This is a genomic window from Micromonospora globosa (assembly GCF_000717585.1).
GTDB lineage: Bacteria > Actinomycetota > Actinomycetes > Mycobacteriales > Micromonosporaceae > Micromonospora > Micromonospora aurantiaca.
Map to the genome: position 1 here is coordinate 211865 of NZ_JNZR01000018.1, position 19172 is coordinate 231036.

Annotated in this window: 20 protein-coding genes and 1 pseudogene; 7 read left to right on the forward strand and 14 right to left on the reverse strand. The window is 74.2% G+C overall.

The features are described 5' to 3' along the window. Nucleotides 1–64 precede the first annotated feature (64 nt). From IF06_RS0118330 to IF06_RS0118340, 3 genes are all read right to left on the reverse strand, one after another. Entirely contained in the window at nucleotides 65–1978 is a 1914-nt protein-coding gene (locus IF06_RS0118330; protein WP_036311061.1) for a beta-propeller domain-containing protein, read from the reverse strand. Between the two features lie 102 nt (nucleotides 1979–2080). Next, a complete protein-coding gene (locus IF06_RS0118335; protein ID WP_013286186.1) occupies nucleotides 2081–2377 on the reverse strand; it encodes a MoaD/ThiS family protein in 297 nt (98 codons plus the stop codon). Beyond that, nucleotides 2374–3489 carry a WD40/YVTN/BNR-like repeat-containing protein gene (locus IF06_RS0118340; protein WP_013286185.1) on the reverse strand — a complete coding sequence of 372 codons (1116 nt, stop codon included), beginning with the start codon at nucleotides 3487–3489 and terminating at the stop codon, nucleotides 2374–2376. The genes IF06_RS0118335 and IF06_RS0118340 overlap by 4 nt, the downstream gene beginning before the upstream one ends. A gap of 166 nt (nucleotides 3490–3655) precedes the next feature. On the opposite strand from IF06_RS0118340, the gene IF06_RS0118345 reads away from it, so the two are divergent. Further along, nucleotides 3656–4066: an MmcQ/YjbR family DNA-binding protein gene (locus tag IF06_RS0118345; RefSeq protein WP_030272444.1), complete on the forward strand. Its 411-nt coding sequence runs from the start codon at nucleotides 3656–3658 to the stop codon at nucleotides 4064–4066. A 1-nt stretch (nucleotide 4067) separates the two neighbouring features. Here IF06_RS0118345 and IF06_RS0118350 read toward each other — a convergent pair whose 3' ends face one another. Beyond that, entirely contained in the window at nucleotides 4068–4604 is a 537-nt protein-coding gene (locus IF06_RS0118350; RefSeq protein ID WP_013286183.1) for a GNAT family N-acetyltransferase, read from the reverse strand. A gap of 108 nt (nucleotides 4605–4712) precedes the next feature. Here IF06_RS0118350 and IF06_RS0118355 point away from each other — a divergent pair, with 108 nt between their 5' ends. Beyond that, entirely contained in the window at nucleotides 4713–5591 is an 879-nt protein-coding gene (locus IF06_RS0118355) for an alpha/beta hydrolase family protein (RefSeq protein ID WP_030272446.1), read from the forward strand. 8 nt (nucleotides 5592–5599) lie between these two features. On the opposite strand, the gene IF06_RS0118360 is transcribed toward IF06_RS0118355, so the two are convergent. After that, complete coding sequence (locus IF06_RS0118360; RefSeq protein ID WP_013286181.1) at nucleotides 5600–6175, reverse strand: TetR/AcrR family transcriptional regulator; 576 nt, start codon at nucleotides 6173–6175, stop codon at nucleotides 5600–5602. 148 nt (nucleotides 6176–6323) lie between these two features. On the opposite strand from IF06_RS0118360, the gene IF06_RS0118365 reads away from it, so the two are divergent. Together IF06_RS0118365 and IF06_RS0118370 are read left to right on the forward strand one after the other, a co-directional pair. Next, complete coding sequence (locus tag IF06_RS0118365; protein ID WP_030272448.1) at nucleotides 6324–7343, forward strand: aldo/keto reductase; 1020 nt, start codon at nucleotides 6324–6326, stop codon at nucleotides 7341–7343. A 17-nt stretch (nucleotides 7344–7360) separates the two neighbouring features. Then, nucleotides 7361–7777 carry an ASCH domain-containing protein gene (locus tag IF06_RS0118370; RefSeq protein WP_030272450.1) on the forward strand — a complete coding sequence of 139 codons (417 nt, stop codon included), beginning with the start codon at nucleotides 7361–7363 and terminating at the stop codon, nucleotides 7775–7777. A gap of 15 nt (nucleotides 7778–7792) precedes the next feature. Here IF06_RS0118370 and IF06_RS0118375 read toward each other — a convergent pair whose 3' ends face one another. Continuing rightward, nucleotides 7793–8920 (reverse strand): CaiB/BaiF CoA transferase family protein, encoded by a 1128-nt coding sequence (locus tag IF06_RS0118375; protein WP_030272452.1) that lies wholly within the window; start codon nucleotides 8918–8920, stop codon nucleotides 7793–7795. A gap of 52 nt (nucleotides 8921–8972) precedes the next feature. Here IF06_RS0118375 and IF06_RS33150 point away from each other — a divergent pair. Continuing rightward, nucleotides 8973–9218: pseudogene (locus IF06_RS33150) on the forward strand (AMP-binding enzyme); the annotation flags it as partial. A gap of 9 nt (nucleotides 9219–9227) precedes the next feature. On the opposite strand, the gene IF06_RS0118385 reads toward IF06_RS33150, so the two are convergent. The 3 genes from IF06_RS0118385 to IF06_RS0118395 are packed head-to-tail and all read right to left on the reverse strand — an operon-like array spanning nucleotide 9228 to nucleotide 11938. Continuing rightward, nucleotides 9228–10328 carry an FUSC family protein gene (locus IF06_RS0118385; RefSeq protein ID WP_030272454.1) on the reverse strand — a complete coding sequence of 367 codons (1101 nt, stop codon included), beginning with the start codon at nucleotides 10326–10328 and terminating at the stop codon, nucleotides 9228–9230. A 33-nt stretch (nucleotides 10329–10361) separates the two neighbouring features. Continuing rightward, nucleotides 10362–10739 carry a sensory rhodopsin transducer gene (locus IF06_RS0118390; RefSeq protein ID WP_013286176.1) on the reverse strand — a complete coding sequence of 126 codons (378 nt, stop codon included), beginning with the start codon at nucleotides 10737–10739 and terminating at the stop codon, nucleotides 10362–10364. After that, entirely contained in the window at nucleotides 10736–11938 is a 1203-nt protein-coding gene (locus tag IF06_RS0118395) for a D-arabinono-1,4-lactone oxidase (protein ID WP_030272456.1), read from the reverse strand. The genes IF06_RS0118390 and IF06_RS0118395 overlap by 4 nt, the downstream gene beginning before the upstream one ends. A 137-nt stretch (nucleotides 11939–12075) precedes the next feature. Here IF06_RS0118395 and IF06_RS0118400 point away from each other — a divergent pair, with 137 nt between their 5' ends. Then, nucleotides 12076–12810 carry a zf-HC2 domain-containing protein gene (locus tag IF06_RS0118400; RefSeq protein WP_013286174.1) on the forward strand — a complete coding sequence of 245 codons (735 nt, stop codon included), beginning with the start codon at nucleotides 12076–12078 and terminating at the stop codon, nucleotides 12808–12810. Nucleotides 12811–12935: 125 nt separating this feature from the next. Here the strand turns inward: IF06_RS0118400 and IF06_RS0118405 are convergent, their stop codons facing one another. Both IF06_RS0118405 and IF06_RS0118410 read right to left on the reverse strand, forming a co-directional pair. Continuing rightward, nucleotides 12936–13499 (reverse strand): sigma-70 family RNA polymerase sigma factor, encoded by a 564-nt coding sequence (locus IF06_RS0118405; protein WP_013286173.1) that lies wholly within the window; start codon nucleotides 13497–13499, stop codon nucleotides 12936–12938. Nucleotides 13500–13647: 148 nt separating this feature from the next. Then, entirely contained in the window at nucleotides 13648–14121 is a 474-nt protein-coding gene (locus tag IF06_RS0118410; RefSeq protein WP_013286172.1) for a molybdenum cofactor biosysynthesis protein, read from the reverse strand. A gap of 90 nt (nucleotides 14122–14211) precedes the next feature. On the opposite strand from IF06_RS0118410, the gene IF06_RS32855 reads away from it, so the two are divergent. Further along, nucleotides 14212–15477, forward strand: a complete 1266-nt coding sequence (locus IF06_RS32855) for a hypothetical protein (protein ID WP_232236707.1) — start codon at nucleotides 14212–14214, stop codon at nucleotides 15475–15477. A 578-nt stretch (nucleotides 15478–16055) separates the two neighbouring features. Here the strand turns inward: IF06_RS32855 and IF06_RS0118420 are convergent. From IF06_RS0118420 to IF06_RS0118430, 3 genes are all read right to left on the reverse strand, one after another. After that, a complete protein-coding gene (locus IF06_RS0118420) occupies nucleotides 16056–17126 on the reverse strand; it encodes a PIN domain-containing protein (RefSeq protein ID WP_013286170.1) in 1071 nt (356 codons plus the stop codon). A gap of 35 nt (nucleotides 17127–17161) precedes the next feature. Beyond that, nucleotides 17162–17386, reverse strand: a complete 225-nt coding sequence (locus IF06_RS0118425) for a hypothetical protein (RefSeq protein WP_030272461.1) — start codon at nucleotides 17384–17386, stop codon at nucleotides 17162–17164. A 128-nt stretch (nucleotides 17387–17514) separates the two neighbouring features. Then, the gene (locus tag IF06_RS0118430) at nucleotides 17515–19104 is read right to left on the reverse strand and encodes a DHA2 family efflux MFS transporter permease subunit (protein ID WP_030272463.1); all 1590 of its coding nucleotides are present in this window, start codon (nucleotides 19102–19104) and stop codon (nucleotides 17515–17517) included. Nucleotides 19105–19172: the final 68 nt, after the last annotated feature.

Genomic DNA, 19172 nt, shown 5'->3' on the forward strand with positions numbered 1-19172 from the left:
TCCCCGGGTCGACGTCAGGCCGGCGGTTCCGTCCGCCGGCGGCGGGTTTCCTCCTCCGTCGTTGTCAGGTCAGCGGCACCCAGTCCAGGGTGGTCATGCCGGACAGGGTGGTCGCCTTGAGACCGGCGTCGGAGACCGTCCAGAGCACACCGTCGATCATCAGCGAGCGGCGGATCGGTGCCCACTCGCCGCCGTCGGCCAGGACGCCCGGGTGGTCGACGGCACCGGCCACTGTGAAGCCCTTGTCGCCGATGCGCAGCGCCAGCACACCGCCGGACGGCGGGCGCCTGGTGCCGTCGGCGCGGTCGGTGACCACGCCCGGCTGCCGCACCGGGAGCACCACCAGGCGCTCGGGCTCCCAGTACAGGAACGCGTGCGGGTCGTGCTCCGCCTCGGACCAGCCGCCCGGGACGTGGTGCTGGGCGATGCGCGCCGGACGGGCCGGGTCGGCCACGTCGAACAGCGACACCTGGGTGCCCGTCACCCGTCCCCGGTCCGTCGCGTCCTGCCCGACCCCGATCAGGCGGCCGTCGCCGGCCGGGTGCAGGTACGCCGAGTACCCGTTGATCTTCAACTCGCCGGTGACCCGGGGCGCGGCCGGGTCGCGCAGGTCCACGCCGTACAGCGGGTCGGTCTGCCGGAACGTGACCACGTAGCCGGTGCCGCCGACGAACCGCACCGCGAAGATCCGCTCGCCCTTGCCCAGGCCGGTCACCGCGCCGACCCGCTTCAGCGTGGCACCGTCGGCGCGCAGCACGTAGACGCCGGACTGCGATGACGTGCCGCGCCCCCAGGTGTCACCCGTCGTGGTCGCCACCCGGAGGTGACCGTCCCACTCGGACAGCGCGTACTGGTTGATCAGCCAGCCGGGCACGGACCCGGCGGCGACGAAGCGTGGCGTGCCCGCCGCGGTGTCGAACTGGTAGATCTCGGTGCTGGTGTCACGTGCCCCGGACGGTCCGCCACGCCACATCCGCCAGCGGTGGTCGTTGGCGACGTAGAGGCGTGCGCCGTTGCTGTAGACGGTGTCGCCGTCGGCGACCACGGTGACCGGGTCACCGGCACCGAGCGCAGCCGCGCCCAGGTCGAAGCTGAGCACCGTCACCATCGACGCGCCGGAGAATCCGGCCGGACGGTTGACCCGGTCGCAGCCGACCCGCCCCGTGCCGACGGTCCGGACGCTGTCGCGGATCTCGTAGCGGGGCAGCCAGTCGTCGAGCGTGGCCTTGTCGATGACCGCCCGGTTGGCGGCGATCCGCTGGGCGTCGGTCCGGCGACCGGACGGGTACGGGAAGTCGAGCCGGGGCGCGGACCGGATCACCACACGGGCGGTCCCGCCGGACTGCCGGGCGTCGACCAGGAGACCGTCCATCCGGTACTCCCCCACCACCCGGGGCGGTCCGGCGAGGTCCACCAGGACGAGCCGGGCCTGCGGGGTCGCGCCCGGGCGCGTCTGCCCGTCCGGTACGGGGCCCTTGACGGTCCGTCCGGCGTGCAGCAGCACGAGGGCCCGGTCACCGTGCAGCAGCAGGCTCCCCTCGTCGCCGGAGAACCGCTCGGCATCGCGGTCGAGCGCCAGCCGGCCGGTCACGCGGCGGCTCGCCGGATCGACCACCGACAGCACGCCCCGGCTGACCGTGACGATCCGCCGCCCGTCGGTCTTGACCAGGTCCGGTTCGTCCACGCCGGCCTCGTGCACGTTGGTGCCGGAGAAGTCGGGCGTGGACGCCGACGCCGCGTCCTTGGCGGCGCCGCCGACCGCCGCCCGTTCCGCGCTGAACTGCATGCGTACGTCCGGGCCGAAACCCCACGGGCCGACCGCCGCCTTCGCGGCCGTGCGGAGCTGCCGCAGCGCCTCGTCGCAGCCGTCGAAAGCCACCAGCCGCAGCCCGCCGGCCGGTACGACCCGCCCGGTGGGCGGCGGGTCGGCGGCCGGCGGTGACGCGGTGCAGCCGGCGAGAGCCAGCGCGGCGGCCATCGTCCATCCAAACGTCCGGGATCCGTGACGGGTCATGCCGGTCAGACGTGGCGGTGACGAGCACGGTTCCCGGCCGTGCCGTTCGACCACCGGCCGTGCCGCTCAACCGCCCGCCATCGCGCCGAGCACGATGAACGGCTCCTTGCCGGCGACCACCTCCTCCGGCAACGGGTCGTCCGGGGACTCGTTGGAGAGGTCCAGCTCGCAGGCGTAGAAGCGGACGAACGGCCGGCGTTTCCCGCTGTGCCGGTCGCGGATCGTGCCGAGCAGCATCGGGTACGCGGTCTCCAGCGCGTCGAGCACCTCCCGCTGGGTGGGCGGCCCGGCCACCTCGACGCGGACCTCGCCGGTGACGTGCGCCAGGTTCTTCAGGTGCGCCGGCAGCACCACCCGGATCACGGCAGCACCTGGACCTCGACCGAGAGCACGCCCGGCAGGTCCCGCACGATCGGCGCCCACGTGTCGCCGCCGTCGGCCGAGTGGTAGACCTGACCGCCCGTGGTGCCGAAGTAGACGCCGCACGGGTCGAGCGTGTCGACGGCCATCGCGTCGCGCAGCACGTTGACGTAGCAGTGCGACTGCGGCAGCCCTTCGGTCAGCGGTTCCCAGTGCTCACCGCCGGTACGGCTGCGGTAGACGCGCAGTTTGCCCTCCGGCGGGTAGTGCAGCGAGTCGCTGGTGATCGGCACCACGTAGACCGTCTCCGGCTCGTGCGCGTGCACCGCGATCGGGAAGCCGAAGTCCGTCGGCAGGTCGCCGCTGACCTCCCGCCAGTTCGCGCCGGCGTCGTCGGTGCGCATGACGTCCCAGTGCTTCTGCATGAACAGCGTGTCCGGCCGGGACGGATGCTGGGCGAGCCGGTGCACGCAGTGCCCCACCTCGGAGTCGGTGTCCGGGATCTCGCCCGAGCGCAACCCCTTGTTGATCGGCAGCCAGCTCGCGCCGGCGTCGTCGCTGCGGAACGCGCCCGCCGCCGAGATCGCGACGTAGATCCGGTCCCGGTCGGCCGGGTCGAGCAGGATCGTGTGCAGGCACATCCCGCCCGCGCCGGGCTGCCAGGACGGGCCGGTCGGGTGCTGTCGCAGGGCGGTCAGCTCGGACCACTTCTGGCCGCCGTCGGTGGACAGGTAGAGGGCGGCGTCCTCGCCGCCCGCGTACACGGTGTCGGGGTCGTGGCGGGAGGGCTCCAGGTGCCAGATCCGCTTGAACTCCCACGGCCGCGGAGTGCCGTCGTACCAGAGGTGCTGCCCCACCTCGCCGCTGTAGGCGAAGTCGTTGCCGACCGTCGTCCAGGTCCGGCCGCCGTCGTCCGAGCGCTGGATCAGCTGCCCGAACCAGCCGCCGGACTGGGACGCGTACAGCCGGTCCGGTTCGACAGGCGAACCTGTCAGGTGGTAGATCTCCCAGCCGCCGAAGTGCGGCCCGTCGACGGTCCAGTCGTCGCGCTTGCCGTCCGAGGTCAGGATGAACGCGCCCTTGCGCGTGCCGACCAGTACTCGTACGCCGCTCATGTCTCGTCCTCTCGTCCGAGGGGTTCTCCCCGCAATGACCGTGCGGCTCACCGAAACTCATCGCTGTCGTACTCCCCGGCTACGACATTTCCCGGTCGGGCGGGCAGCGTCGGCGCCGCCACGCCGGTGCGGCCGGAATGTCGGGGGGTGCGGCTAGCCTGCGCGCATGACCGGCCCCGGAGACGTCCCGCCCGAGCACCTCGACCGCCTGCGGCCGGTCTGCCTCGGCCTGCCGGAGACCTACGAGGAGGCGGCCTGGGTGGGCGTCCGGTGGCGCGTCCGCGGCCGCACGTTCGCCCACGTGCTCACCGTCGACCCGGGCCACCAGGCGGCGTACGCACGGGCCGCGGCGACCGACGAGCCGGTCTGCGTGATGACGTTCCGCTCCCCCGGCGACGAGATCGCCGGGCTGCTCGCGGCCGGGCCGCACTTCTTCAAGCCGGACTGGGCCGCCGACGTGGTCGGCCTGCGGCTGGACGCGGACACGGACTGGACCGAGGTCGCCGAACTGCTCACCGAGAGCTACTGCGTGCTGGCCCCGAAGAAACTGGTCGCGCTCGTCGACCGGCCGGGCTGAGTCAGCCGAGCTTCTTGCGCAGCGTCTCGAACGCCAGGTCCGCCCGCAGCGGCACGCCGAACCGCTCGTCGCCGTACGGGAACGGGCTCAGCTCGCCGGTGCGGACGTAACCGCGCCGCTCGTACCAGCCGATCAGGTCGTCGCGCTGGACGATCACGGTCATCCGCATCTCACCGGCGTGCCACTGCTCGGCCGCGTAGCGCTCGGCCTCGGCCAGCAGATCCCGGCCCACGCCGCCGCCCTGCCGGCCGGGCGCGACAGCGAACATCCCGAAGTAGACGTGGTCGTCGCGGCGCTCCAGCTGGCAGCAGGCCACCAGGTCGCCGTCCTGCTCGGCGACCAGCACCACGCCGTCCGGGCCGGTGACCGCGGCGGTCACCATCGCCGGGTCGGTGCGCTGCCCGGCCAGCAGGTCCGCCTCGTGGGTCCAGCCCTGCCGGCTGCGCTCACCCCGGTACGCCGACTCGATCAGGTCGACGAGGGCTGCGACGTCCTCGGGGCGGGCGACCCGGACGGTACGGGGTGCGGGGCTGGTCATGGCGGTTCTCCACGGTCGCGGCGGCGTACCTGGTCAGCGTACGCACGCGGGTGTCCCGGACGGCGGCCGGGACCACCGGGCGGGACGGTTCGTGGTTCACTGCCCGGCATGGAGACGACAGTCGGCACGGCGGGCCTGCCGGCGGTCCTCGACCTGCCGGCCGGGCTGGTACGCGGCGGCCTGGTGGTGCTGCACGGCTCGCATGCCGAGCAGCACTCCTACTTCCTCTACGCCCATCTGGCCCGGCTGCTGCCTCCGGCCGGGATCGCGGTGCTGCGCTACGACCGCCGCCCTCGGATCGACGGGCACGACGTGCCGCTGGCCGACCAGGCCGAGGACGCGTCGGCGGCCGTGGCGGAGCTGCGCCGGCACGTCGGGTCGGCGCCGGTCGGGCTGTGGGGTTTCAGCCAGGGCGCGTGGGCGGCGGCCCTGACCGCCGTCCGGCACCCGGTCGACTTCCTGGTGCTGGTGGGGTGCAGCGCGGTGAGCCCCGCGGTCCAGATGCGCCACGGCACCGCCGAGCAGCTCCGCCGCAACGGCTACGGCCCGGCCGACCTCGCCGAGCTGGCCGAGCTGCGCCGCGTCGCCGAGGGATTCCAGCGCGGCGACGTGCCGCGCGCGGAGGCACAGGCGGCGATCGACGCGGCGGCCCGCCGCCGGTGGTTCCCGCTGGCGTTCCTGCCGAACGAACTGCCCGCGACGCCCGGCACCTGGACCGACATGGACTACGACCCGGCGCCGGTGCTGGCGCGGCTGACCTGCCCGGTGCTGCTCTGCTACGGCGAGACCGACGCGTGGATCCCGATCGAGGACAGCCTCGCGGTGTGGCGGCGGGCGGCGCGCGACGCCGAGCTGACGGTGGCGCGGCTGGCCGGCTGCGACCATGCCCCCACGCTCGGCGAGGGCGAGGATCTGGACAGCGTCAGCCCGCAGTACGAACGGGTCCTGCTGGACTGGCTCGACCGGCGGCTGCCGCCCGCCGGCTGAGCAGGCGGTCAGTCCCGGTACCGCAGCCCGGCGAGCAGCAGGCCGACCAGCCGGCGCGCGTCGTAGCGGGGATCGCTGTCCGCGCCGATGCAGAGGTTCCCGACGCCGCGAAGCAGTTGGTACGCGTCGACGTCCCGGCGGATCTCGCCGGCCTCGGCCGCGGCGTCCAGCAGAGCGGCGCAGACCGGCACCAGCCGGTCGACGAAGTAGCCGTGCAGCGCGTCGAACTGCCCGCTGTCCGCGCGCAGCGCCGCGGCGAGCCCGTGCTTGGTGACCAGCAGGTCGACGAACTGGTCGATCCATCGGGTCAGCGCGGCGTACGGGGTGGGTGCCTGCGCCAGGCAGACCGGGCCGGCTTCGGCGCACGCCTCGACCTGGTGCCGGTACACCGCGACCACGAGGTCGGCGCGGGTCGGGAAGTGCCGGTAGACCGTACCCACGCCGACGCCTGCGGCGGCGGCGATGTCGCGTACCGGGGCCTCGACGCCGGAGGCGACGAACACCGCGGCGGCGGCGTCGAGCAGCGAGCGCTGGTTGCGCCGCGCGTCGGCCCGGCGTCGGCCCGGCCCGGTGGTGTCGGTCACGTTCGGCGTCCTCTCCTGGACTGCGGTTGTCAAACGGAACAGCGTTCCGTATCGTTACCGGAGCAATGTTCCGCATGGCCATCATGCCAGGCGGGACGAGAGATCACCGAGTCAGGCCGCGCCCGTCGCGGCCACCGGAGGGACACCCATGCAGTACCGCACCCTGGGCCGCACCGGCGTACAGGTCAGCACGCTCGCGCTGGGCGCCATGAACCTCGGCCCGATCGGGCGCACCACCCAGGACGAGGCCACCGCGCTCGTCGGGGCCGCACTCGACGCCGGGATCAACCTGATCGACACCGCCGACGCCTACGGCAACGGGATCTCCGAGGAGATGGTCGGCCGGGCGATCGCCGGCCGCCGCGACGACGTGGTGCTGGCGACGAAGGCCGCCCTGCCCATGGGCGAGGAGCGCAACCGCCCGGGCGGCTCCCGGCGCTGGCTGGTCACCGCCCTGGAGGACAGCCTGCGCCGGCTCGGCGTCGACCACGTGGACCTCTACCAGATCCACCGCTGGGATCCGGCCACCAGCGACGAGGAGACGCTGTCGGCGCTGACCGACCTGCGGCAGGCCGGCAAGATCCGGTACTTCGGCACCTCCACCTACCCGGCCCACCGCCTGGTCGAGGCGCAGTGGGCGGCCCGCGAGCACCACCTCGGCCGGTACGTCACCGAGCAGCCCAGCTACTCGATCCTGCAACGCGGCATCGAGGCACACGTCCTGCCGGTCACACAGCACTACGGGCTCGGCGTCCTGGTCTGGAGCCCGCTCGCCTCGGGCTGGCTCTCCGGGGCGATCCGGGCCGGCCGCGAGATCACCACCCACCGGTCCACGTTCATGCCGCAGCGCTTCGACCCCACGGTCCCGGCCAACCAGGCCCGGCTCGACGCGGTGGAACGGCTGGCCGGTGTCGCCGACGAAGCAGGACTCACGCTGATCCAGCTCGCACTCGGCTTCGTCACCGCGCACCCCGCCGTGACCAGCGCGATCATCGGTCCGCGCACGCCGGAACACCTGCACAGCCAGCTCGCCGCCGCGGGCACCGTCCTGGACGCCGACGTCCTGGACGCGATCGACGCGATCGTCGCCCCCGGCGTCGACCTGGCCCCGCAGGAGAAGCACGACACCCCGCCCGCCCTGCTCGACCCGGCGCTGCGTCGCCGCTGACCGCTACGCTGCCGCGCATGGACGCCGAGCTGCCCACCTTCGAGTTCGCCTTCCCCGGCCCGCTGCGCGACCAGCTCGTCGCCACGGTGCTCGACGGGAGCAAGACCACCACCACCGGCCTGCTCCAGGACTACGAGATCGACGGTGAGCCGCTACCGGCCGTCGGCACCCGCTCGGCGGTGATCGACTCCGACGGCCGGCCGGTGGTGGTGATCGAGCTGGTCGAGGTCCGCGTCGCCCGCCTCGGCGACGTCGACCTCGACCACGCCCGGGACGAGGGCGAGGGGTTCGAGACGGTCGCCGCCTGGCGCGCCGGCCACGAACGGTTCTGGCACGGCGACGACTACCGTGGCTGGCTCGGCGACCCCGGGTTCACAGTGGACGACGACACCCCGGCCGTGCTGGAACGCTTCCGGCTGGTCGAGACGCTCTGACGGCGGCCGGGCTGGTCACTCCGCGGCGAGCCAGGCGCGCAGTTCGGCGCCGTGCTCGTCCAGCTCCGGCGGCGGCAGGTCGTAGCGGGGTGGCGCCCCGGACAGGCCGATCGGATTCCGGATCCCCGGTACCCCGCCGGTCGTCACCACCGGATCCAGGCCGAGCCCTTGAGCCAGCGCCACCCCCTCGGCCACCGAGTTGATCGGGCTGCACGGCACGCCCGCGGCGCGCAGCTCGGCGAACCAGTCCGCGCTGCCGCGCCGGGACAGCGCCGCCACCAGCAGCGGCCGCAGCTCGTCGCGGTGCGCGACCCGGTCGGCGTTGCCGCGGAACCGCGCGTCGCCGGCCAGCTCCGGCACGCCGAGCACCCCGCAGAGGGTACGGAACTGGCCGTCGTTCCCGGCGATCACCACCAGCTCGCCGTCGGCGGTGGGCAGCGGCTCGTACGGCACGATGCTCGGGTGTGCGTTGCCCATCCGGTGCGGCGCCGCCGCACCCGCGACGTACGCGCTGGTGTGGTTGACCAGCCCGGACAACGCCGAGGAGAGCAGGTCCACGGTGACGTGCTGCCCACGACCGGTCTCCTCCCGGTGCCGCAGCGCGGCCAGGATCCCGACCGCCGCGTGCAGTCCGGCGATCACGTCGAACACCGCCACCCCGGCCTTGTAGGGCGGGCCGTCCGCGTCCCCGGTGAGGCTCATCAGCCCGGCGGCGGCCTGCACCATGAGGTCGTACCCCGGCAGGTCGGCGCCCCCGGCGTCGCCGAAGCCGCTGATCGAGGCGTACACCAGGCGGGCGTTGCGGGCGGTGACCGTGCCGTGGTCGAGGCCGAAGCGGCGCAGCGCGCCCGGGCGGAAGTTCTGGATCAGCACGTCGGCCCGGTCGGCCAACCGGTGGGCCAGCGTCAGGTCGCCGGGATCGGTCAGGTCGAGCACCAGCGATCGCTTGTTGCGGTTGACCGCCAGGTAGTAGGTGGCCACGTCGTCGCGCACCGGGGGCAGCCAGCCGCGGGTGTCGTCCCCGCCGGGCGCCTCCACCTTGACCACGTCGGCGCCGAGGTCGGCCAGGAGCATGGTCGCGTACGGCCCGGCGAGGATCCGGGAGAAGTCGGCGACCAGCACCCCGCGCAACGGACCCGACATGCCACCCTCCCTCGCCGCCGACCACGATGACACATACCCGACGGCACGCCCGGCAGGGGTGGCCGAGGACGCCCTCCTGGCCCACCCGGGTGGCCGCGGTGGTCGGCACGCCCCACCCCGACCTGGCCAGCAGGTGACCGCGTACGTGGTGGGCGACGGAGTGGCCGAGACGGAGCTGATCGACTTCGTGGCGCGGCACCTGTCCGCGCACAAACGCCCCCGGCAGGTACGGCTGGTCGGCGCGCTGCCCCGCAACGCGATGGGCAAGGTGCAGAAGTCCCGGCTGACCGAGGTGTGACCGGCCGCCTCAGCGGGCCGCGGCCGCCCGGCGGACGAGCCGGCGGGCTTCGTCCGGCGGCACGCCCGTGGCGCGCAGCAGGTCGTTGGCGACGGTCCGCAACTGCGAGACCACGATGGTGCCGGAGAAGCCGATGTCCTGCCGGCACGCCTCGCCCGCGTCGCGCACCGCGCGCAGCACCCGCTCCCGGGCGGCGACCGGCTCCTCGGCGGCCAGGAACTCCCGGTGCAGCAGCCGGATCGCCTCGCTGAAGTGCTCGAGCGCGGCTGGTAGCTGCGGCGGCACCGGCTCCCGGTCCCGCAACGTGGTGCCGATCCGGCGGACCATGCCGCGGCTGTTGCGGAACGCCCGGTCCAGGTGCTCGGCGCCGTGCCGGTACGCGGCCAGGGCCCGCCGTCGCCGCCAGCGCACCGGGGAGAACCGCACCACCTCGTCGGCGGCGGTGACCATCTCGTCGATCTGGTCCAGCTCCGCCTCGGCGGCGCGCATCCGGGCCAGCACCTCGTCGGCCGCGCGCACGTCGGCCCGCGCCAGCGCCTCCGCCGACGCGGTCATCTGGCACGCGAACCTGTCGAGCGCCGGGTCGGCGACGCGGCGGACCGCGCGCAGCGGGTTCAACGGCGCGATCACCAGCACCACGAGCAGGCCGACCACACCGCCGACGAGCGCGTTGACGGTCCGGGGCAGCTCCAGGTCGGGCGACACCGGGGTCAGCGTGGCGACCAGGACCGCCGTGCCGCCGGCCTGGGTGACGAGCGCGCCGGTGCCGCGGACGAGCACCGCCGCGGTGACCGCCAGGAACACGATCACGCCGGTCTGCCACGGCCCGGTGCCCAGGAGACCCACCAGCAGGTCACCGAGGACGATGCCGAGCACGACACCGGCCACCAGCTCCACGGTCCGCCGGGTGCGGTTGCCGAGCGAGGCGGCGATGACGCTCACCGCCGCGGCCGGCGCGAACGTCGGGTCCGGGTTACCGAGCACCTCCCGGGCGACCGTCCAGGCCAGCGCGGCGGCCAGGCCGGCCTGGACCGCCACGAGGAAGTACGTCCGCAGCCTCCGGTGACCGGTCCGGCCCGCATCACGCACCCGGTCGACGACAGCCCGCATGTACCGGGGTACCCGCGGCCGACCGCTCGAATCTCATCCGGGGTACGCCATCGTGCCGGTCAGCGCCACCACACCGGGCAGCCGGGTGTCCTGGCGCAGGAACTGCACCACCACGGGAACCGGGGAGCGCAGCACGCAGCCGTACGGGCGGTCCAGCCGCACGGCCTCCGGATCGATCAGGTCGTTGACCCGTACGTGCCGGATGCGGCGGGCGCCGACCAGCAGCCGGTACGGCCCCACCGGCTCGGTGTCCTGGTAGTAGAAGTCCAGTTCCACAGCGGCGTCCCGGTCACCTGCGTTGAGCACGCAGAGCTGGTCGAAGGCGGTGAACGCCGGTTCCGGGCCGTGCGCGGGGAACGGCACGTGCCCGCCGGGCACCACCCAGACCCGGGCGCCGACGGGCGCGCTCACTGCTCCTCCAGCAGCCGGGCCAGGTCCGGCGTGAGGAACACCCCGTCCGGGTCGAGCCGGCGGCGCACCGCCTGGAAGTCGTCCCAGCGGGGAAAGAGGGGACGCAGTTCCCCCGCGCCGAGCCAGTGCTTCTTGCCCCAGTGCGGGCGCCCGCCGTAGTGCCGGAACACCGCCTCCACGTCCCGGAAGTACTCCTCGTACGGCAGTGAGGTGTTCTGCAGGCAGGCGATCGTGGTGGTGGGCCGGCCGTAGGCGTTGCTGAGCCAGATGTCGTCCGCGGCGATGGTGCGCACCAGCACCCGCCAGGCGGCCACCCGGCGGTGCCGGTCGCGCACCCGGCGGCGTACCTCGGCGAAGCACGCCGGGAACGCCTCCGACGGCAGCATGTACTCGATCTCCTCGAAGCGCAGCTCCCGGTCCCGGGGAATGGTGCGGTGGGTCGGCCCGACCTGGCTCTGCCGGGGCTCGCCGTCCGGCAACCGGACGTCCGCCCGGTCCGGCGCGGCGTCCGTGTCGATGCGGTTGATCACCCGGATCTGCGTCCGGTCGCTGCGCGGGTACCAGTAGAAGTCCATGTTGCGGTTGGTGTGCTGGAGCTCGGCGAGGTGGTCCAGGGTCCAGTCGAGGTGCGTGCACCAGGAACGGCGGTGCAGCTGATAGGTCGGCTGCACGTCGAGCGTGATCCGGGTGATCACGCCCAGCGCGCCGAGGGAGAGACGGACGGCGGGCAGCAGGTCCGGGTTGCGGCGCGCGTCCACGTCCAGCACGTCGCCGGTGCCGGTGACCAGGCGTACGCCGGTGACCTGGGTGCTCAGGTTCCCGAAGCCGATGCCGGTGCCGTGGGTGCCGGTGGCGGTCGCCCCGGCGATCGACTGGTAGTCGACGTCACCCAGGTTGTCCATGGCCAGCCCGGCGTCGTAGAGCCCCTCGCCGAGCGCCCGGAGCTTGGTGCCGGCCCACGCGGTCGCGAGCCGCCCGTCGTCGGAGATCACGCCGGACAGCCGGTCCAGGCCGAGCAGGATCCCGTCGGTACGCACCAGCGGGCTGGACGAGTGCCCCGAACCGACCGGACGGATGGTGGCGCCGGTGGCCCGGGCACGGCGCACCAGGTCGCACACCTCGGCCTCGTCGGCCGGCTCGGCCCGGTCCCCCGGCGTGAAGCGGAGACTGCCGGACCAGTTCACGAATTCGCGTGTCACAGCGGCCCCTCCCCGGCCGGCTTACCCGTGCCCGCCCGGGGTAGTCGCCGCCGCGCCGTGACCGCCGCCGCCGGGCGGCCCGGCGTGACCCGCACCCCGCCGGGAACCAGCGCGGCGCTCCCGACGACTATCCCTACATGGTGTGTGAGCAGTGGCGGGAGATCCTGTCGGCACAGCTGGACGGTGAGGCGTCCGAGTCGGAGATCGAGGCGGCCGAGGCGCACCTGACCGGCTGCGCCGGCTGCCGCGGCTGGTTCGACTCGGCCGCGTCGGTGACCCGGCGGGCCCGTACGCAGCTCGCCCCGCGGGTGCCCGACCTGGTCGACGCGGTCCTGGCCGCCGCTCCCCCGCCCCGGCCCAGCCGCCGCCACCGGATCACGCTCGGGCTGCGCGGGGCGCTCGGGCTGCTCGGCGCGGTGCAGCTCGTACTCGGCCTGGCCCAGATCGGCCGGGAGGCGGTCGTCACCCACGCGCACACCTCCGGCCAGCACCTGTGGCACGAGTCGGCGGCGTGGAACGTCGCGGTCGGCGCCGGGTTCCTCTACGTGGCCGCGCGCCGGTCCGCCCCGTCCGGCCTGCTGCCGATGCTCAGCGCGTTCGTCGCCACGCTCGTGCTGCTGTCGGTGAACGACCTGATCACCGGGCAGGTGGCGATGACCCGGCTGGTCAGCCACGGTTTCCTGCTGGTCGGCTGGGCCGTGATGCTGGTGCTGTCCCGCCTCGGCCGGCGCCCCGGCGACACCCCGCCCGGTCAGCGCCGGCCGGACGGATCCCGGTGGGCGCTGCCGACCGAGGAACCGGCCGCGCCGGCGCTGCGGCTGGTGCCGCCCGGCCCGTACCCCGCACAGGCCCGCGACCGGCGCGCCGCCTGACGGCCCGCGGCGCGAATCTCCGGCTCGCGGCGTCCCTGCGGCCCTCGGTCGCGGTCGGGCCCCGGCCGGTCGCGGTCCCCGCAGGCCTCGGCGGTCGTGTCTCAGCGCTCTCGGCGGTCGTGGTGTCAGCGCGCCCGGCGGTCGCGGGCATCGCCGGACCAGGCGGCGACCAGGTCCTCCCGGGCGCGGGCCACGCGGGAGCGGATGGTGCCCACCGGGCATCCGCACACCTCGGCCGCCTCCGCGTAGGACAGGCCGAGCACCTGGGTGGCCACGAACGCCTCCCGCCGGTCCGGCGCCAGCGTGGCGATGAGACCGCGCAGCACCACCCCGTCCTCCCCGCCGCCGGTCACCGCGCCGGCCGCCTCAGCGGCGGCCTGCCAGTCCGGCAGCGCCGCGACCCGGGGCCGGGCGGTCGCCGCCCGCACGTGGTCCACCGCGACCCGGCGGGCGATCGTGAAGATCCAGGTACGCGCCGACGACCGGCCCGCGAAGCCGGGCAGGCTGCGCAGCGCGCGCAGGAAGGTCTCCTGGGCCAGGTCGTCGGCCTCGGCGGGCCCGGCCAGGTGGGCGAGGAAACGCCACACCGGCGCCTGGAGGGCCCTGACGAACGCGGCAGCGGCCAGCTGGTCACCCCGGGCGGCGCGTCGTGCCCACCCGGTCACCTGCTCGTCGTCGTCCGGGCTCATCCGCGGCCGGCCCGCCGGTCCGGCATGCTCATGCCGGACGGTACGGATGCGCGCCCCGCTCGGTTCATCAGTGGCGTCCCTCCTGCCGGCGCCGGAGTCCGGTCACCCCCGGTTGGTCGGCCGGCGGGTCAGGAAAGTTCCCTCGCTGTCAGTCGTCCACGGAGACGGTGACCGGCCCGACCCGCAGGACGCCGTCGGTGAGCGGCGAGCACCGGACGCCGCCGCGGCGGCGCATCGCCTTCCACGTGCCGGGGGCGACCACCACGTCGAGCCAGGCGCAGGGCGGGGCGGCCCGGTGCACCCGCAGCCGGACCGGGCCGTCGCCGGAGTCGAGCGTGAGCACGCGCCCGACCAGATCGTCCACCGGGATGCCCTCGGTGAGCACGTTGCGCCGCAGCTGGGTGAGGTCCGCGCCGGGCGGCAGCGACTCCCGCGCGATCAGCGTGACGCTCGCCTGACGGTGCGCGGGACGGCCGAAGTAGCGGTCACCGACGATGCCGAGCCCGGCGTGTAGCTCCACCCGGTCCACCAGCTCGCCCGGTGGCGCGGGGGCGGGTCCGTCCGCCGGGCGGCCCACGTACCGGTGCACGGGTGAGGCCAGCAACTGGACGATCCGCGGCATGCGCGAAGTCTAATCGGGGGCATACCACCGCCAAATCGGACGATAGCCGCACTCACGTATCCGCGCCCTCCGCAGGGCGTTGTACCAGGTGTGACGGCGAGGCGACCCGACGCGATCGGGGCTCATCCGCAGCGGCGACTGGCCTGGGCGCGGCGCGAGAACGAGCGCCGGCGCCAGGCGTACGAGACGGCGGCCCGGACCTGGCGCCGCCGCGCCGACCACCTCGACCGGCTGTCGATGGAGGCGGCGGGCTTCCACGGCTGCCCACTGCCCGGCACCGCGCTGCCGGTGCCGCTGGACGACGGCGAAGTCGTCTACCGCATCCTGCCCACAGTCGACCTGGTCGAGGCGACGGCCCGGCACCTGCCCGGGCTGCCGGTGCCGGGCCGCACGCTCGCCGGTTGTCTCGACCCGTCCCACGGCCCGCTGCCGGCGGGACTGCGCGTGGTGGACAGCGGCACCGCCGTGGTGACCGACCGGCGGGTGGCCTTCGCCGGGCAGAACGCCCGGCGGGACTGGCCGCTGCGGGACGTGCGCGGCCTCGGGCACCACCCGGACCGTCCGGTCACCCTGCTGCACGACGCCGACGGCGGCGCCCCGGCGGGCCTGCGCGTACCGGCCCCGGGCGCGGCGAACACCAGGTTCTACCTCACCCTCGCCCACGCCGGTGCCACCGGCACACGGCAGGCGGTCGTCGAGGACGTCGAGGCGCTGCGGTCCGCCCACCGGGCTGCCCGGCCCCGGCCTCCCCGGCCGCTCGGCCCGTGGGACGCTCCGGCCGACCGGGCACTCCCCCAGCGGCTGGCTGCGGCCGGCGTCGCGGCGGCGGCCGTGCTGCTGGGCGTCACCTCCGCCGGCACCTGGACGGCGACAGCCGGGCAGACCGATCCGGCGCACGGACAGGCGACCGCGCCCGCCACCACGGCCGCACCGCCCGCGCCCGGGGTGCCGCCCGTGGCGACTCCGGTCGACCCGTCGTCGCCGGTGGTCCGGCCGACCCGGCCCGCGCCGCCACCGAAGCGCCTCCCGAACGCGACCGCAGCGTCCGGGGCGCGGGTCCTCACCACCGCACCGCCCGTCGCCGGGTCGCCGCCGGCACGGGTCGGCGACCGCCCGTCGACGCCCGTCGAGCCGCCCAGCCCTCCCGCCGACCAGGTGACTCCGGCGCCGACCGCGAGCCCGACGAGCGACCCGGATCCGACCGGAGAGCCCGGTCCCACCGGCGACCCGAGCCCGACCGCCTCATCCGAGGCGGCCCTGCTGGACCTGGTGGGCCAGGTGGGCCAGGTGGGCCGACGGCTCGGCCTGGCCGTAAGGCTCGGCGCGACAGCCCAGGTGGACGCGGCCCTCTCCTGACCCCGCGGAGCCGAGTGCCAGCCGGGGATGAAGGTGCCGCCGCCCTCGGCGTACCGGTCGAGGACGGCGAACGAGGTGGCCGCGCCCGGGCTGCTGGTCGGCTGTGCCCAGGCGGTTGCCGCGGCGACTGCTTGATCGCACCCGTGGCGGCCGCTTGATCGCACCCGTGGCGGCCGCTTGATCGACACCATTACGCCGAGGTGGCGGCATCCGGCCGGCTCGGACCCCGCCACCTCGGCGAGCTGGCGTGGATCAAGCGAGCTGGCGTGGATCAAGCTGGTGTCCCAGGTGGGGAAGATCGGTCAGCGCCGTGGCCCGCCGGCGCAGCCCTTCCCGCAGCCACGTCCCACCGCTGCATCCCCTCGCCGCCCGATCCCATCCCCTCGAGCCCTCGAGCCCTCAAGCCCTCAAGCCCCGCGCCCCGCGCCCCGCGCCCCGCGCCCCGCGCCCCGCGCCCGTCGATCTTGCACTTGCTGCCCTCGGGATAGGCGATTCATCCCGCTTTCGGAGGTCGGCAAGTGCAAGATTGCGGAGGCAAAGGCGGGGGCGAGGGGCGGGGTTGGGCGGGGCGGAGTGGGTCAGGGGGTCTGGGGAGTGAGGAGGTAGTCGCCGTCGTCCGGGCTCCAGCGCAACTCCACCGCGCCGCCCGTCGCGGCGGCCTTGCAGAACTGGAGGAAGCTGCGGTAGCCCAGCTTCTTCTCGCTGAAGTCGGGCCGGGCGCGCCGGAGCTGGTCCTTCAGCCCGGACAGCGCCACCGCTCCGCCGTCCGCGGCGAGGTCCACCACCACGGAGCGGAGCAGCCCGAACGCGACCTCCCGGTCGCCCTGCTCGGGAAGTGACACCTCCGGGTCGCCCTTGGCGGGCCCGGCGGCCAGCTCGACCACGTTGTGCGCCGCGAGGTGGCGCAGCAGTTCCCCGAAGGTACGGAAGCCGTAGTCGGACTCGCTGAACGTGGGATCCTTGCGGAGCAGGGCGCGCTTGAGCGCGGAGGCGGTCACGTCGCCGCTGGAGCTGCCCTGCATGCCGGCCACTGTCTGCACGAGCTGCACGGCGAGCGTGTCGACGTCCCGCGCCGACTCCTCCTCGGCCGCGGTCACCACCACGGGCTCGGGCGCCGGCTCCGCCGGTGAGGGCCGGGCCGGGCGCGAGCGGCGGGCGGCCGGTGGCGGTACGTCCACGCCTTCGAGGCGGTCGTAGTAGAGGAACTCGTCGCAGGCCGGCGGCAGCAGCGCGGAGGTGGACTTCTCCACCCCGACGCCGATCACCCGCTTGTTGAGTTCGCGCAGCTTGTGCACGAGCGGGGTGAAGTCGCTGTCCCCGGTGCAGATCACGAACGTGGAGATGTAGCCGCGCTCGAACGCAAGCTCGACCGCGTCCACCGCCATCTTGATGTCGGCGGCGTTCTTGCGCGAGGCGCCCATCCGCTGCGGGATCTCGATCAGCTCGACGTGTGAGCGGGTGAGCATGCGCCGGTCCTCGTCGAAGTACGACCAGTCCGCGTACGCCCGGCGTACCACCACGCGTCCCCGCTCGGCGAGCGCGTCGGCGATCGGCCGGAAGTCGAACGGGCGGCCGCCGTGATGGTCCCGTACGCCCAGGGCGAGGTTCTCGTAGTCGAGGAACAGCGCGATGCGATCTTCGTGATCCACGGTGGCAGCCTAGCCCGGCCGGCACGCCGGACCGGTCAGCGCCGCTCGTCGCGGTAGACGGTCTCGCGGCGGGCCACCCGCTGGATCGCGTAGCTGGTCACCAGCAGCAACAGCGCGAGTACCACCTCGACGCCCGCGACCGTGCCGGTGGCGACGGTGAGGCCGAGCAGCAGCAGGATCAGCCCGACGACGGCGAGCAGGCCCGCCAGCAGCAGCCGGTTACGCCGTCGCGCCGCCCGCTGCGCGTCGTCTGCGCTCACGCTGGCCCGCCTTCCTCCGGTTCCGCCTCCGATCCTAGGCGCCGGCCGTCGCCGGGGTGGCGGATCGCGGCGCCGGAAACGGCCCGGGGCCGGACGCTTCTGCGTCCGGCCCCGGGTCACGGCGGCGGTCAGTGGATCGGGACCGGCACCGGACGCTTGTCCTCGCCCGGGTCGCCGTCGAGCAGGTGCGAGGGCTCGCGGCGGCGGGGCAGGAACGCGGCCGGAATGAAGGTCAGCAGCACCAGACCGAAGGCGACCCAGAACGTGGTGGAGAAGGAGTTCGCCGCGTAGTCGAGCCCACGCTCGATCAGCGACGGCGGCACCGGGAACTGCTGAATCAGCTCGGGCTGCTGCTGGGAGGCGATGGCGAGCTGGGCCTCGGTCAGCGGGGCGCCGGTGGCCGGGTCGGTGACGCCGGGGATTGGCCGGGAGCCGTTCAGCTCGCTGGTGAGGATGACCGACATGACCGCGGCGCCGACCGAGCCGCCGATCTGCTGGAGGATGTTGACGAGCGTGGAGCCGCGCGCCACCTCCGCCGCGCTGAGCGTCTTCAGCGCCGAGGTCATGATCGGCATCATCGTGCCGCCCATGCCGAGGCCCATCACGAACAGCGAGCCGCAGAGCAGCCAGTACGACGTGTCGGTGCCGAGCTGGGTGAAGGTGAAGAACCCGGCGGCGATGAGCACGAGCGCGAACGGCACCGTCCGGCCGACCGGCACGCGGTCGGCGAGCATGCCGGCGATCGGCATGGTCAGCATCGCGCCGATGCCCTGCGGCGCGATCAGCAGGCCCGCGGTCAGCGTCGTCTCGCCGCGCACCTGGAGGAAGTAGCTGGGGAACAGCAGGCCCGCGCCCATGAACGCGATGATGAACACGAACATGGTGACGGTGGCGATGGTCAGGTTGCGGTTGCGGAACAGCCGCAGGTCGAGCAGCGGGTGCCGGGGCCGGAACGAGTAGAGCACGAAGGCGACCACGAGCGCGCCGCCGGCGAGCATCGGCAGCCAGACCTTCGTGTCGGCGACGGTGCCGGTCTCGGGCAGCGTGGAGATGCCGTAGAGGAACAGCGCGAGACCCGGCGAGAGCATGAGCATGCCGAGGAAGTCGAACGACTCGGACGGCTCGGCGTTGTCCTTGGGCAGGGCGAGCTGGGCGTAGACCAGGGCGACCACGCCGATCGGCAGGTTGATCAGGAAGATCCAGTGCCAGCTCGCGACGTCGATCAGCCAGCCGCCGAGGATCGGGCCGGTGATCGGGCCGAGCAGCATCGGGATGCCGAGCACCGCCATCAGGCGGCCGATGCGGTGCGGGCCGGCGGCCCGGGTCATGATCGTCATGCCGAGCGGCATGAGCATGCCGCCGCCGAGGCCCTGGATCACCCGCCAGGCGATCAGCTCGCCGATCGAGTCGGCCGTGGCGCACAGCCCCGAGCCGATGGTGAACAACGCCAGCGCCACCATGTAGAGGCGTTTCGTGCCGAACCGGTCGGCGGCCCAGCCGCTGAGCGGGATCACCGTGGCGAGCGCGAGCGTGTAGCCGGTCATGGTCCACGCGACGCGGGCGTACGTGGCGTCGAACTCGCTCTGGAACGTCGGCAGCGCCACGCTGACGACTGTCACGTCGAGGATCGACATGATCGCACCGAGCACGACGACGCCGGCCACCTTGAGTACGGCGGCGTCGAGCTTCGTCGACGTCGCGACGGGTTGCTGGGTCACTGACGGTCTCCTGGATCCGGTCCGGCACTGGGTGTCGGCGGCGGCGCCGCGCGCCGTCTGCGGAGCGC

Bases quoted from the DNA above. Each gene is read 5' to 3' on its own strand.
- IF06_RS0118330 (WP_036311061.1), bottom strand. From the start codon at position 1,978: ATGGCCGCCGCGCTGGCTCTCGCCGGCTGCACCGCGTCACCGCCGGCC.
- IF06_RS0118340 (WP_013286185.1), bottom strand. From the start codon at position 3,489: ATGAGCGGCGTACGAGTACTGGTCGGCACGCGCAAGGGCGCGTTCATC.
- IF06_RS0118345 (WP_030272444.1), top strand. From the start codon at position 3,656: ATGACCGGCCCCGGAGACGTCCCGCCCGAGCACCTCGACCGCCTGCGG.
- IF06_RS0118350 (WP_013286183.1), bottom strand. From the start codon at position 4,604: ATGACCAGCCCCGCACCCCGTACCGTCCGGGTCGCCCGCCCCGAGGAC.
- IF06_RS0118355 (WP_030272446.1), top strand. From the start codon at position 4,713: ATGGAGACGACAGTCGGCACGGCGGGCCTGCCGGCGGTCCTCGACCTG.
- IF06_RS0118365 (WP_030272448.1), top strand. From the start codon at position 6,324: ATGCAGTACCGCACCCTGGGCCGCACCGGCGTACAGGTCAGCACGCTC.
- IF06_RS0118370 (WP_030272450.1), top strand. From the start codon at position 7,361: ATGGACGCCGAGCTGCCCACCTTCGAGTTCGCCTTCCCCGGCCCGCTG.
- IF06_RS0118375 (WP_030272452.1), bottom strand. From the start codon at position 8,920: ATGTCGGGTCCGTTGCGCGGGGTGCTGGTCGCCGACTTCTCCCGGATC.
- IF06_RS0118385 (WP_030272454.1), bottom strand. From the start codon at position 10,328: ATGCGGGCTGTCGTCGACCGGGTGCGTGATGCGGGCCGGACCGGTCAC.
- IF06_RS0118400 (WP_013286174.1), top strand. From the start codon at position 12,076: ATGGTGTGTGAGCAGTGGCGGGAGATCCTGTCGGCACAGCTGGACGGT.
- IF06_RS0118405 (WP_013286173.1), bottom strand. From the start codon at position 13,499: ATGAGCCCGGACGACGACGAGCAGGTGACCGGGTGGGCACGACGCGCC.
- IF06_RS0118410 (WP_013286172.1), bottom strand. From the start codon at position 14,121: ATGCCGCGGATCGTCCAGTTGCTGGCCTCACCCGTGCACCGGTACGTG.